Origin of the sequence: Streptomyces sp. NPDC059371 (assembly GCF_042751995.1) — a bacterium.
Taxonomy (GTDB): Bacteria; Actinomycetota; Actinomycetes; order Streptomycetales; family Streptomycetaceae; genus Streptomyces.
In genome coordinates, this window is record NZ_JBHYXD010000001.1 from 201822 (window position 1) to 214510 (window position 12689).

The 12689-nt window shown below is 72.3% G+C and carries 10 protein-coding genes; 4 read left to right on the forward strand and 6 right to left on the reverse strand.

Going from position 1 to position 12689, the window contains the following annotated elements; genetic code table 11:
* Positions 1-44: 44 nt before the first annotated feature.
* Positions 45-872, reverse strand: a complete 828-nt coding sequence (locus ACFXGX_RS00920) for a DeoR/GlpR family DNA-binding transcription regulator (RefSeq protein WP_384783260.1) — start codon at positions 870-872, stop codon at positions 45-47.
* Positions 873-1147: 275 nt separating this feature from the next.
* Here ACFXGX_RS00920 and ACFXGX_RS00925 point away from each other — a divergent pair, with 275 nt between their 5' ends.
* Complete coding sequence (locus tag ACFXGX_RS00925; protein ID WP_384783262.1) at positions 1148-3511, forward strand: hypothetical protein; 2364 nt, start codon at positions 1148-1150, stop codon at positions 3509-3511.
* A 41-nt stretch (positions 3512-3552) separates the two neighbouring features.
* Here the strand turns inward: ACFXGX_RS00925 and ACFXGX_RS00930 are convergent, their stop codons facing one another.
* The 4 genes from ACFXGX_RS00930 to ACFXGX_RS00945 all read right to left on the reverse strand — a co-directional run bounded on the left by ACFXGX_RS00930 (position 3553) and on the right by ACFXGX_RS00945 (position 8239).
* Entirely contained in the window at positions 3553-5982 is a 2430-nt protein-coding gene (locus ACFXGX_RS00930) for a right-handed parallel beta-helix repeat-containing protein (RefSeq protein WP_384783264.1), read from the reverse strand.
* Positions 5983-6154: 172 nt separating this feature from the next.
* Positions 6155-6760 (reverse strand): hypothetical protein, encoded by a 606-nt coding sequence (locus ACFXGX_RS00935; RefSeq protein ID WP_384783266.1) that lies wholly within the window; start codon positions 6758-6760, stop codon positions 6155-6157.
* Positions 6761-6946: 186 nt separating this feature from the next.
* Positions 6947-7771 (reverse strand): MOSC domain-containing protein, encoded by an 825-nt coding sequence (locus ACFXGX_RS00940; protein ID WP_384783268.1) that lies wholly within the window; start codon positions 7769-7771, stop codon positions 6947-6949.
* Positions 7772-7816: 45 nt separating this feature from the next.
* The gene (locus tag ACFXGX_RS00945; protein WP_384783270.1) at positions 7817-8239 is read right to left on the reverse strand and encodes a DUF6643 family protein; all 423 of its coding nucleotides are present in this window, start codon (positions 8237-8239) and stop codon (positions 7817-7819) included.
* A gap of 292 nt (positions 8240-8531) precedes the next feature.
* Here ACFXGX_RS00945 and ACFXGX_RS00950 point away from each other — a divergent pair, with 292 nt between their 5' ends.
* On the forward strand, positions 8532-9860 hold the full coding sequence (locus ACFXGX_RS00950) for a TerD family protein (protein ID WP_384783272.1): 1329 nt from the start codon (positions 8532-8534) through the stop codon (positions 9858-9860).
* A gap of 7 nt (positions 9861-9867) precedes the next feature.
* On the opposite strand, the gene ACFXGX_RS00955 is transcribed toward ACFXGX_RS00950, so the two are convergent.
* Positions 9868-11043 carry a glycosyltransferase gene (locus ACFXGX_RS00955; protein WP_384783274.1) on the reverse strand — a complete coding sequence of 392 codons (1176 nt, stop codon included), beginning with the start codon at positions 11041-11043 and terminating at the stop codon, positions 9868-9870.
* 58 nt (positions 11044-11101) lie between these two features.
* On the opposite strand from ACFXGX_RS00955, the gene ACFXGX_RS00960 reads away from it, so the two are divergent.
* Complete coding sequence (locus ACFXGX_RS00960) at positions 11102-11887, forward strand: glutamate racemase (RefSeq protein WP_384783276.1); 786 nt, start codon at positions 11102-11104, stop codon at positions 11885-11887.
* Positions 11888-12108: 221 nt separating this feature from the next.
* Complete coding sequence (locus tag ACFXGX_RS00965; RefSeq protein WP_384783278.1) at positions 12109-12654, forward strand: hypothetical protein; 546 nt, start codon at positions 12109-12111, stop codon at positions 12652-12654.
* Positions 12655-12689 lie beyond the last annotated feature (35 nt).

A 12689-nucleotide genomic window follows, 5' to 3' on the forward strand; every position in this document is an offset into this window, starting at 1 on the left:
CCGCGACCGGCGGCGCGGGCAGCGTCACCCTAGCTGGCGGACCGTCAGATGTCTGTATCGTCCTCGGGTTCACCGGCCACCACCAGGCGCAGGTGCTCCGAGATCTCCGCGCGCGCCTCGGCGGGCATGCCGCCGTCGGTCACCAGCGTGTCGACCTGGTCCAGCGCGGCGAACGAACTGAGGCCCACCGTGCCCCACTTGGTGTGGTCCGCCACCACGACGACCCGTCGCGCGGACTGCACGAGCCGCCGGTTGGTCTCCGCCTCCGCGAGGTTCGGCGTCGACAGCCCCGCCTCCGCCGATATGCCGTGCACACCGAGGAAGAGGACGTCGAAGTGCAGGGCCGCGATGGCCTGATCGGCGACCGGCCCGACGAGCGAGTCGGACGGCGTGCGCACCCCGCCGGTCAGGACCACGGTCGCGGCCCCCTGACGCTGGCCGGAGGTGCGCTGCGCGGAGTGGAACACGTCAGCCACACGTACCGAGTTGGTGACCACGGTCAGGTCCGGGACGTCCACCAGATGATGAGCCAGCGCGTACGTCGTCGTACCACCGGAGAGCGCGATCGCCGAGCCCGCCGCGACCAGCTCGGCCGCGGTCCGCGCGATGTCCTCCTTGGCGGTCAGCTCCAGCCCCGACTTGGCCTCGAAACCCGGCTCGTGCGTGCTCGCCTCGACCACGGGCACCGCGCCGCCGTGCACCTTCTCGACGACACCCTGACGGGCCAGCGCGTCGAGGTCACGGCGGACCGTCATGTCGGAGACACCGAGTCTTCGCGTCAGCTCGTTCACGCGGACGCCACCGCGGCGACGTACCTCGTCGAGGATCAGAGCGCGACGCTGCTCCGCGAGGAGGTTCTGATTCTCACTCACGACCGCTCCTTTCGTCGCTGCCTGCCCGACACTCCGCCCGAACCCACTCCCACGTGGACATTCTCCTTGCCCGAGGTCTGGAGGACGCCCCATCCTTGCACGGCGCACCCTCGGTCGCGCCACTGCCCGGGCGCCCGCTGTGCACCTCCTGTGCCGCGGCGTTCACACGTATCGGGGAGATTTGGTGCCTTCGGGTGCGCACGACGACCGGAGCGCGAGAGCCTGTGCCTGCACATGACACCTGAGACACGCGTGGCACGGGGAAGTGCGGAACAGTGGAACGTGCACGGGAACAAGCCGTCGACGGGGAGCCCGGCAGCCCCGCACAGCGGCCCGAAGCAGCCGGTACAGCCCTGGAACTCCTGGTCCACGGCGTCGGTGGCACCACGCCGGAGGAGATGCTGAACGATCCGCGGACGGTGCGGATCACCGGTGACGCGACGGCTGCCGTCTTCCGGCGTGCCGACGACACCGACGCCGAGGAGCGCCCCGGCGACCCCCGCGGCGGGCCGGTGCGTGAGGCGTACGTGTGGTGCAACCTCACGTCCGGCGACGGAGCCCGTGCCCTGTGGCTCCTCCTCCTGCCCTTCATGGTGGTCAACCTCGCGCACTGGATGCGTCCCGCCTCGCACGGTCACGGGAGGACGGTGCGCCTGTACGGGCTGCTCGTGCGTCTGGCCGGACTCACCCTCACGGTGCTGCTGGTCGCCGCCGCCTGCGAGGTCGCCCTCGATCTGGCCGCCTGGCAGTGCGCGGGAACCCGGCTGTGTGTGCGCAACCACTCCTGGCTCGGGTTCCTCTCCCCGGACCGGCCCGACGCCGGCTGGTGGAGCCGTCCCGGCCGCCGCCTCGCCCTGGCCGCACTCGTGCCCGCGGCGCTCACCACGCTCCTGTGGTATCTCTCCCACCGCACGTGGAGCGCGTACGAGTCGCAGCGGCCGCTGGCCCGCGCGGCCGAGGCCGACGATGAGACCGACGGCACGGGACTCGGCCGCCCCGGCTTCTGGTACGGGCGCCGCCTGGTCGCCCGGCTGCGTGCCGCGCACACCGCCGCGGGGTTCCTGACCGTCGCCGCGGCCGTCGGCTCCCCGGCCGCCCACCACGACCGCGCCCCGGGCGGGTCCGCCGTACTGGAGACGCTGGGCGGACTGCTGAACGCAACGCTCGTGGCGGGCGGGGCCGTTGTGCTGTGGGTGGTCTGCCGTCGCGGCCGCAGCGAGAACCGGATCGACCACGGACGCGACCTGGCGCTCGTGCGCCGGCTGCCACTGGGCGCGGTCGCCCTGCTCGTCCTCACCCTGGTGTACGCCGGCTGGTCGCGGCCCCACTGGCAGTCGTCGGGGCGGCTGGCGGGCGACGCCACGTTCGGCGGCCTCACTCTCGTACAGGGCCTGCTCGTGATCGCACTGTGCGTGGTCGCTCGCGCTCTGTACCGCACGGCTCCCCAGGTCGTGGATCCCGGCCGGACAGCGGACGGCGCCCCCGGCCCGCGCACCGCGATGCGCGGCTTCGCCGGACCCGCCGTCGCCATGCTCGGCTGCGCGCTCGGCGGTGTGATGTCCGGAGGCGTGTCCCAGCGGGTCGCCGACTGGCTCGACGGAACCCGCCACTCGATCCCCGGGCCGCCCGTCCTGCTGACCTGGCAGGCTTCCGCGATCCCGCCGCTGCTCGTCGTCCTGCTGAGCCTCGTCGTCCTGCTCGCCCGGCGCACCTGGCGGCTGCGCCGCCGCGAGATGAGCGCCGTCGAGCGCGAGTACGCGGGCGAGCCCAGGGACTCCGCCCGTACCCGCCGCATCGCGAGCACCCGCGCGATGGCCGCTCTCACCGACCGGGCGCCGCTCATGATCGGGGTCCTGTCGTCCGTGACCCTGCTGCTCGGGGCCTGTGCCCTGGCCGGGGCCCTCGCCACCGGTGACACCCCGAGCGAGGCGGCCCGGGGGGCGAACGGCTTCGTCCACGGCGCGGCCGAGACCGCGCAGGCCCTCGGCTCCTGGCTCATCGGCCTCGGTTTCATCCTCTTCGTCACCTGGGGTCGGCGCGCCTACAAGGACCCGGCCGCCCGCCGCACCATCGGCATCCTGTGGGACGTCGGCACCTTCTGGCCGCGCGCCGCCCACCCCTTCGCGCCGCCCTGCTACGCCGAGCGCGCGGTGCCGGACCTCACCTGGCGGATGGCCACCTGGACCCGGGCGACCGGCGGACGCCTGGTGCTCTCCGGACACTCCCAGGGCAGCGTGCTGGCGGCCGCCGCGGCCTGGCAGCTCAAGCCCTCGGTACGGGGGCGGATCGCGCTGCTCACCTATGGCTCACCGCTGGAGCGCCTGTACGGACGCTGGTTCCCGGCCCATTTCGGCCCCGCCGCGCTGGCCTCGCTGCACCGTGACGTCGCCAGCTGGCGCAATCTGTACCGGCGCACCGACCCGATCGGCGGACCCGTCCGGCTGCCCGGCGACTGCGGCCCCGAAGTCGACCACGAGCCCCTGAAGGACCCGCTCGCCTACGGGCGCACCGACCGGCAGCCGCTGCCCGCGCCGGTTCTCGGTCACTCCGACTACCAGGCGGACCCGGTCTTCGCCGCCGAGCGGGAACTCCTGCTGGAGCGGCTGCTGCCCGAGGTCCCGGGCCAGCGACCCCTCTAGGGGGCCTGGCGGACGGGTGTGCCGGACCGGCCCCGATGCGCTCAGGGCAGGTCCGGCAGATCCTCCGCGTAGAGCAGCGTCAGATCGTCCGTGCTCGGCTCGTCCAGCTTGGCGACCCGGCCCGCGTGCCGCTCCACCATCGCCTCGAACGTCTGCCGTGCCGTGCGGCCGTTGCCGAAGGCGGGCCCTCTCGGGACGGAGGTGAAGTACTTCAGGACCGCCTCGGGCGCGCCCGGACCCAGCCGGTACTCGTGTTCCTCGGCCTGTTGCTCGACGATCCGCAGCAATTCGGTGGGGATGTAGTCGTTGAAGGTGATCGTCCGTGAGAAGCGGGACGCCACCCCGGGGTTGACCGACAGGAACCGCTCCATCTCCGCGGTGTACCCGGCGACGATCACCACCACCGCCTCCCGGTGGTCCTCCATCAGTTTCACCAGCGTGTCGATGGCCTCACGCCCGAAGTCGCGGCCCGAGTCCTCCGGGGACAGCGCGTACGCCTCGTCGATGAACAGCACGCCGCCGCGCGCCCGGTCGAACGCCTCCTGGGTGCGGATCGCGGTCGATCCGATGTGCTCACCGACCAGATCCACCCGGGACACCTCGACCAGATGTCCCCGCTCCAGCACGCCCAGCGAGGCCAGGATCTCGCCGTACAGCCGGGCGACGGTGGTCTTGCCGGTACCGGGGGAACCGGTGAAGACGAGATGGCGCCGTGCGGAAGCCGCCTTGAGGCCCGCCTGCTGCCGGCGCCGGCCCACCTCGATCATGTCGGTGAGGGCGCGCACCTCGCGTTTGACGTTGTCCAGGCCCACCAGTGTGTCGAGTTCACCGAGGACGATCGTCGATCCGCGGGCCGGAGCAGCGGGCTCCGTGCCGGTGACGACCGGTTCCCGCTCGGTGCTGCGCTGGCCGGGGACCGTCCCCAGCAGACTCACGGACGAAGCCGAGGTCTCGACCGCCGCCTCGTGCGCCGGGGTACGCGGCGACGCGCTCTCGTCGCTCGCGCAGTCCTCGACGACGGGACCCGAGCCGGGGGCCGAGCCCGCGTCGGCGAATTCGTAGCCCCCGCGCGCGCATCGCTCCGTACGGCACTTTCGCAGGGTCGACCGGCAGCCGTCGATCACGTGGAAGCCGTAGCCCCCGCTGTCCGCCACCCGGCAGTGCGTGAAGCTGCCCCGGCCGTCCGCCGAGACATAGAAGCCCGCCTCGGCGGGGGAGGTGACCGTGCAGCGCTCGAAGGCCGGATCGGCGCCCTTGGTGACGATCACGCCGGTCTGTGTGCCGTCGATGATGCAGCCGGACAGCGTGCCGCCGCTGCCGTGGTCGCGGAACCAGGCTCCGGTGGCCGCGTCCCGGATGCGGCAGTCGTCGAGTTGCGCGGTCGCTCCGTCGCTCACCGACACCGCGGTGTTGCGCACCTGGGAGATGTCGCAGTCGACGACGTCCGCGCGCGAGCCCCGGTCGAGGACGAACAGCGCGTCCGGCACGTCGTGCACCCGGCACGAGTCCAGGACGGCGGTCGCTCCGTCGCTCACCCACACCGCGGGGTAGTCGCCCGTGCTGTCGAAGATCTCGCACTGGTTGGCGTCGACGCGCGTGCCCGGGTCCCAGACCGACAGGCCGTTGCGTCCGAACTGCCGCACGCTCGTGCGGGTCAGGGTGAGCACCGAGCGCGAGCGCAGGTCGACCGCGTTCTCCGGGATGTCGTGGATGCGGCAGTCGGCGAGGGTGAGCACGGCGTCGGTGTCGAGGGTGACGCCGTCCGCGGTCGTCCGGTGCACATCGCAGTCCGTGAGGTGGGCCGTGGCCCGGGCGGTGATCTGCACCCCGGAGCCCTTGACCTCGTACACCTCGCAACCCACCGCCTCCAGCAAGGAGTTCTCGCCGGTGGCCGACAGCCCCGGACCGGAAGTGTTGTGTACTCGGCAGCGCTCGAAGCGCGGACGCGCGCCCCCGCGGACCACGACCCCCGACTGACCGGCGGCCACGACCTCGCACTCCTCGAACACCCCGCCTCCGCCGTCCAGTACGGCGATGGCGACGCCCGCCGGATTGTCGACGGTGCAGCGGCGCACGGTCGGGCGGGCACCCCCGCGGACCTCGATCCCGGCCGCGGAACGTGTGACGATCCGTATGTCCAGCAGTTCGGGTGTGCCCTCTTCGACGAGCAGGGCGGGCGAGGCCGAGTCCTGGCCCTCCAGATGCAGGTCCTGGACGACGGCCGAGGCGCGCACGGTCAGTGCCACGCCGTCGATCGGCGCGATGCGGACGGAGCCGGGGGAGCCCTCGGGGCCGCGCAGTGTCACCGCGCGCTCCACCACCAGATTCTCCCGGTAGGTGCCGGGAGCGATGGTCAGCACGTCACCGTCGGCCGCGGCCTCCAGGGCGGCGGCCAGCGAAACGTACTCACCCGTGCGGCGCCGCCACCGCGAGGTTCCGGTGTGCGTCACCTGGACCGTGCCCTGTGCCATGGCGCTGTCGTGCCCCCACCTCGTCGTACGCGGGACCTGCGAGGCCGTGCTGATGCCCCGTCGGTCGGGATCCCGGTCCCTGCCGGACAGCCTCTCACGACGGTGCCGAACAGTTCGGCCGGTCCACCGTAGCGTGCGTGGGGGCGCCCGGTTGACCGGAGCGGCAAGGCCGTCAGCTGCCGGTGTCTGCCTTGCCCCAGTCGGGACCCGCCTTGGCCCAGGCCCGGTCCCATCGGGTGTGACGCCGGCGGATCATGTGCCACAGGATCAACCGCCTGCCGCCTTCCAGCAGTCCGGCCGACAGCACCGCGGCACCGAATCCGGCCAGAGCGGAGTGAGCGGTCGCGGTGGCACGGTCCAGCGGGCGGCCCATTATTCGGCCGTGCCGGTCGGTCCAGATCGAGAACCGGTCGCCCGGCCGCGGCGACCTGAGGTCGGCGATCACCGTGCCGCGCCGCGGGGTGCCGTCGGGCGAGGTCCAGTCGGCCACGACACGGCTGTGGGCGTCCCGTCCCGACGGGGTCTCGGGGTCGGGGGCCAGCGGGCCCCGCGACAGCTTCCTGACGACGACGGCCGCCACATGGTGCCGGTCCTTGCGCTGGTCCCGCACGGCCTTCTGCAGCGTCCCCTGCACCGAGGCGCCGACGGCCACTCCGGCGAGGGGCGCCGCGAACAGCACGAGCAGGAGCGCGGCCAGGGCCAGCCAGGCCTCCACGAGATCTGTCGTACGGCGCAGCGGATTGCGCCGCCAGCGCCAGAGACCGATGATCGCGCGCACCGTCCCGCACCCCCTTCCGCCTCCGTGATGTCCAGCAGCGGAGCCGTTCAAGCGCGAGGTCCGGGAAGAGAGGCCGACATCACCCTCCCCCAGGGCCCTTCATGAACATCTCCCGAAGACTCAACGATCCCGCCCGGCCGTAGGGTTCCCGGCGGCCGGGCTTCTGGCGGGATGTCATCGGGCGGGCTACGCCAGGACCGTGACCGGGTCGCCGACCCGCACGGAGCCGCGGTTCTCGGGCACCAGGTTCTGCCCGAACATCGCCTTTCCGCCGAAGCGCCGGTGCCGGGCGAGAGTACGCAGCGGTTCCTTGCCGCGCCGGGCGGTGTCCTGGTCGGTCGTGGTCACGATGCAACGGCCGCACATCTTGGTGACCCGGAACGTGACGCCACCGATGGCGATCCGCGACCAGTCGTCCTCGGCCCAGGCATCGGTGCCCGAGACGACCACGTTCGGCCGGAAGCGGCTCATCGGCACCGGGCCCTCCTCGGCCCGGTCTCCCCGCGCGATCAAGGAGTTGAGCGCGTCCAGCGATCCGAGAGTGGTGACGAGCAGCGGATAGCCGTCGGCGAAGCTGACGGTCTCGCCCGGCAGGGCGAACTCAGGGTCGACGGGCCGGCGGACGGCCGGATCGTCCATGTGGGCGAGGCGCATGTCGGCACCCACGTAACGGCTGCACCAGTCGTGCGCGGCGGCGTCGGCGAGGACGGCTTCCACCTTGTCGCCGAAGATCTCCACCGTGGTCGTGCCGATGGGTTCGGGCACGGGCACCGTCACCGGCTCGCGGTTCTCGGCGGAGAGACGGAGGCCGCCGCCGGAGAGTGTCTCGGCGGCGGCCAGCGCCAGACGCGGCTGCTCGCGTTGCGTGACGACCTTTCCCCCGTCGTCGATCAGGACCCAGCGTCGGTCTCCGGTCAGCCCCCAGGGCTCGACCTCGGCCTCCTGGAGCGACGTGCTCCGGAAGGCTTTGACCGGATGGACGTGAATCGAGTGCAGTACCGCGTTCCCCATGACCGCCATGGTGCCAGGAAGCACCGACAATCCGGTCAGGGGTGGTCAGTACCCGCGGTACTGCTGACCGTTGTACGGGTCCTGGTACGGAGCGGGGGCGGGCCGGGGAGCCGCGGGGCGCATGGCCTCGAAGCCCGAGGGGGCCGCCATCGGGCGGGGCTGCTGCGGCTGGGGGCTGGGATAACCCCGGGGCGCGGCCTGCTGCGGGATGTACGGCGCGGGAGCCTGCTGCAGCGGAGAGGGCTGCTGGGCCTGCTGGTAGCCGTAGGAAGAGGGGCCGGCCGGCAGCGCGGGGAGCGCGGACGGCAGTGCCGGGAGGTTGTTGCTCATGCCCGAGTCGTAGGCGGAAGGGACCCGGATCGGGGCGATCTGAGGGGTACCCCGCTCGGCGACGAGGGAGTCGTAGATCGGGGTGTCAGGGAAGGCGGAGTAGTAACCGCCGCCATAGGTGGAGCGGGGGGAGGTCATGGCACATAAGTTAAGCCCACGATGTGCTGGTTGGGGAGACCGATAAGAGGGTTGTTTTTCGGTGCCCGTGGTGACGTGGGATCCCCAATGCGAGCGAACTTGGCAAAAAAGGACGTCAAAGATGGTTGAGATCGTGTAAAGGCCCAGCCTCGGACGGGTTACCGGCGGTTGACCAGGATCTTCCTGCGAGAGCCATGGGAGTCGGCGGACCTGGGGATTAGGTTTGGCGGGAACGGAGCCGGGGGTCCGTTCGGGACTCGCACCGGCGCGAAGACACGTGATGGGGGCGTACATGTCAATGCCTAAGGGATCTAATGTTCCTGTCCCGACGAGCGCACTCAGGGTGGAATTGGGGTGGCGTTCAGGACAGGGGGTGCCCGACGTCGATGCGTCCGCCCTTCTGCTGGTGGCCGGAAAGGTCCGTTCGGACGGCGACTTCGTCTTCTACAACCAGCCGGCGCACTCCTCGGGCGCCGTGCGCCACGAGGGCAAGCGGAACGACGCCGGCCAGGTGACCGACTCGCTGTCCGTCGACCTCGCGCGCGTGGAACCCGTCGTCGAGAAGGTGGTCCTGGCCGCCTCGTCCGACGGCGGCTCCTTCGGGCGCGTACCCGGCCTGTACATCCGGGTGCTCGACGCACGGGCCGGCACGGAGATCGCCCGCTTCGACAGCGCCGACGCGACCGTGGAGACCGCCTTCGTCCTGGGCGAGTTCTACCGGCGCCAGGGCGCCTGGAAGTTCCGCGCCGTCGGACAGGGCTACGGAAGCGGCCTCGAAGGGCTGGCCACCGACTACGGCATCACGGTGGACGAGCCGCAGCGAGCGGCGCCTCCCGCCGCCGCGCCGCAGGGGCCCGCCACCCTCGTACAGGGCCCCCCGACCCCCGTCGCACCCCCGGTCACCGTGCCGCCGCCGGTCGCTCCGCCCGTGACCGTGCCGCCACCCGTGGCCCCCCGGCCGCCCGTGGCCCCTCCGGCGCCCGTCCGCCTCTCCAAGGTCACGCTGACCAAGGAAGCGCCCTCGGTCTCCCTCTCCAAACAGGGCGGCACGGGCGGCACCATGCGCGTGAACCTCAACTGGGAGGTGCGCAAGCAGTTCTCGGGCTGGGGCAGCAAACGCGGCCGGGCCGTCGCCATGCACGCGGACCTCGACCTCGACCTGTGCGCGCTGTACGAACTGTCCGACGGCCGCAAGGGAGTCGTACAGGCGCTCGGCAACGCCTTCGGGGCCCTGCACCAGCCGCCGTTCATACATCTCGACGGTGACGACCGAACCGGGGCCGTGACCAGCGGCGAGAACCTGACCATCAACCTCGATCAGAAGCAGAGCTTCCGGCGCATCCTCATCTTCGTGACCATCTACGAAGGCGCGCGCTCCTTCGCCGATCTGCACGCCACGGTCACCCTCCAGCCGCAGAACGGCGCGCCCATCGACTTCTCGCTCGACGAGTGCACGGTGCCCTCCACCGTCTGCGCGCTCGCCCTCATCACCGGCAACGGCGCCGACCTCGTCGTCCAGCGCGAGGCCCGCTACCTGGTACCCGCGCGCGGGGTGAGTCCGCAGCGCACCGTCGACCACGTGTACGGCTGGGGCATGAATTGGACGCCCGGCCGGAAATGACCCGTCCTCAGCTCTCGTCCAGGGCGGCGCCGGGGCGCGTGTAGGTGCGGCCCTTCCAGGCCGCGCCGCGCCCCCTGTAGTGCTGCACGGCCGAATCGACCGTCATGAGGAGATAGAGGAACGCGGTGACCGGCAGCAGGGGAGCGAGCGCCAGGGGCTGCCGGTAGTACCGGAGCATCGGTACGTAGGTCGCCGTCATCACCAGCCAGGCGAGTCCCCCGGCGGCGGCCGCCCACGCGCTCCCGGCGACGAGGCCCGCCACCAGGGCGACCGGCGGCACCAGGTACACCACGGCGAGCCCGGCTACCGTCCCCGCCAGCAGCAGAGGGCTGTGCCGCAGTTGGGCGTACGCGCTGCGCGAGACCATGCGCCACAGATCTCGCAGTCGCGGATAGGGGCGCACACTGTCCACCCGCTCCGCCAGGCCCAGCCAGATGTGGCCGCCGCTCCCCTTGACGGCACGGGCGAGCGCCACGTCGTCGATGACGGCATGCCGGATCGCGTCCGGGATCCGTGCCCGCTCGGCGGTGTCCGCGCGCAGCAGGACGCATCCGCCCGCAGCGGCCGCCGTCCGCGAGCCCTTCACGGCGATGCGGCGGAAGGGGTAGAGCTGTGCGAAGAAGTAGACGAAGGCGGGCACGACGAGCCGCTCCCACAGGCTCTCCACCCGCAGCCGCGCCATCTGCGAGACGAGGTCGAAGCCACCCGTGCGCGCCGCCGCCACCAGGAGCCGCAGGCTGTCCGGGGCGTGCGCGATGTCCGCGTCGGTCAGCAGGAGGAATTCGGGGTCCCGCGCGCGGGCGAGGCCGATGCCGTGGCGCACGGCCCACAGCTTGCCCGTCCAGCCGGCAGGCGGCTCACCCGGTGAGCCGACGGTGAGCGGCAGCCCGCCGTGCCGGCGCGCCAGCGCACGGGCCACCTCGCCCGTGCCGTCCGAGCTGCCGTCGTCGACGAGGAAGATCTCGGCCCGCCCCGGGTAGTCCTGGGCGAGGAGAGAGGGAAGGCTGTCCGGCAGGACGGCGGCCTCGTCCCGGGCCGGCACCACGATGCAGACAGTGGGCCAGTCCGACGGTTCACGGCAGGCGGGCAGCCGTACGTCCGTACGCCAGAAGAAGCCCTGGCCGAGCAGCAGCCACAGCCACGCTGCCAGTGATCCGACGGCGATCCACAGGAGGGCGCTCACCCGCCGCAGTCTGCCCCACCGAGGTCGCCCGTCAACACGGATCGTCTATGGTGACCGGGTGAAGATCGCGCTCATGGACTCCGGAATCGGACTGCTCGCTGCTGCCGCCGCGGTGCGTCGACTGCGGCCCGACGCCGATCTCGTCCTCTCCTCCGACCCCGGCAGCATGCCCTGGGGACCCCGCACACCGGAAGACGTCACCGCGCGTGCCCTCGCCGTCGCCGAGGCCGCCGCGCTGCACCGGCCCGACGCCCTGATCGTCGCCTGCAACACCGCTTCCGTACGCGCCCTGCCCGCCCTGCGCGCCCGTCTCGAACCGGAGGTGCCCGTCATCGGCACCGTTCCGGCCATCAAGCCGGCCGCCGCGGGCGGCGGACCCGTCGCGATCTGGGCCACGCCCGCCACCACGGGCAGCCCGTACCAGCGCGGACTGATCGAGGAGTTCGCCGCCGGAGTGGCGGTCACCGAGGTGGCCTGTCCCGGCCTCGCGGCCGCCGTCGAGCACGCCGACCAGGCGGCCATCGACGCGGCGATCGAGGCGGCCGCGGCGCACACCCCCGAGGACGTGACGGCCGTCGTCCTGGGATGCACCCACTACGAGCTCGTCGCCGAGCGCATCCGCGCCGCCGTGCAGCGCCCCGGCCACCCGCCGCTCGTGCTGCACGGTTCCGCCGGAGCGGTCGCCGCCCAGGCGCTGCGCCGCATCGGCGAGCTGCCGGACCCCGGAGCCCCCGCGGACTCCACGGTCATCGTGCTTCAGGGCGGCCGCGAGGGCGCGCTGCCCGCCACGGCGCTCACCTACGAGGAAGGCCGCATCCTGTCGGCGGTCAGCCCCGCACGCTGAGCGACGGAACCGCGCCCTCACATCACCTCGCCGCACGATCCCGGCGCCGTCCCCGTTTGGGGATGTCCGGCCCTGGACACCCGTGGAACACAGGCGGACACCCGCTCCACGGGCACGTTCGGTCACCACGGGGACACCTTCGGTGGGACCCTCGTCCACCCGGCGGAGTGACGCTCCGCGACCCGGTGCCCGCAGAGCGGAATCTGAGTACTCTCATGGGCATGAGGGACCACCCCCACGGCGAAACCTCCCCGCACCCGGCGATCTGGACCGGGCGTGCGAGGAACCGTGTCCAGTGGCTGCCCGCCCTGGGCGGCGTGGCCTGTCTGGCACTCGGGATCGAACTGGCCGTCAGCTCCGGCGGGACGTCGGGAACGGCACCGCTGGTCATGTCCGTCGTCGGATGCATCGCCGCCGGACTGCTCATTCTCTTCGGCACGCTCGCCTTCGTACACGTCGCCGTGCGGGTGGACGAGGACTGTCTGGAGGTGCGCTGCGGCCACATGGGGCTGCCGCGCCGTCGCATCCCGCTCTCCACGGTCGTCGGCGCCGACTTCGCACCCCAGGTCACCCCGCGTCAGTGGGGCGGCTGGGGGTATCGCTGGAGGCCTGAGCAGGGAACCGCCGTCATCGTGCGGCGCGGCGAGGGCATGGTGCTGCGCCTGGGTGACGGCCACACGTTCACGATCACCGTGGACAACGCCGAGGCGGCGGTCCGGATCATCCGCGGCCGGCTGCGTCCGGACACGACCCGCGTGGCGCGCTGAGAGCCTGTCCGGGCGTCAGGCACGTATCGGGGTGA

What these genes read in the sequence shown, in the direction of transcription:
- ACFXGX_RS00950 (WP_384783272.1), top strand. Translation starts at nt 8,532, where the DNA reads ATGTCAATGCCTAAGGGATCTAATGTTCCTGTCCCGACGAGCGCACTC.
- ACFXGX_RS00940 (WP_384783268.1), bottom strand. Translation starts at nt 7,771, where the DNA reads ATGGGGAACGCGGTACTGCACTCGATTCACGTCCATCCGGTCAAAGCC.
- ACFXGX_RS00965 (WP_384783278.1), top strand. Translation starts at nt 12,109, where the DNA reads ATGAGGGACCACCCCCACGGCGAAACCTCCCCGCACCCGGCGATCTGG.
- ACFXGX_RS00930 (WP_384783264.1), bottom strand. Translation starts at nt 5,982, where the DNA reads ATGGCACAGGGCACGGTCCAGGTGACGCACACCGGAACCTCGCGGTGG.
- ACFXGX_RS00945 (WP_384783270.1), bottom strand. Translation starts at nt 8,239, where the DNA reads ATGACCTCCCCCCGCTCCACCTATGGCGGCGGTTACTACTCCGCCTTC.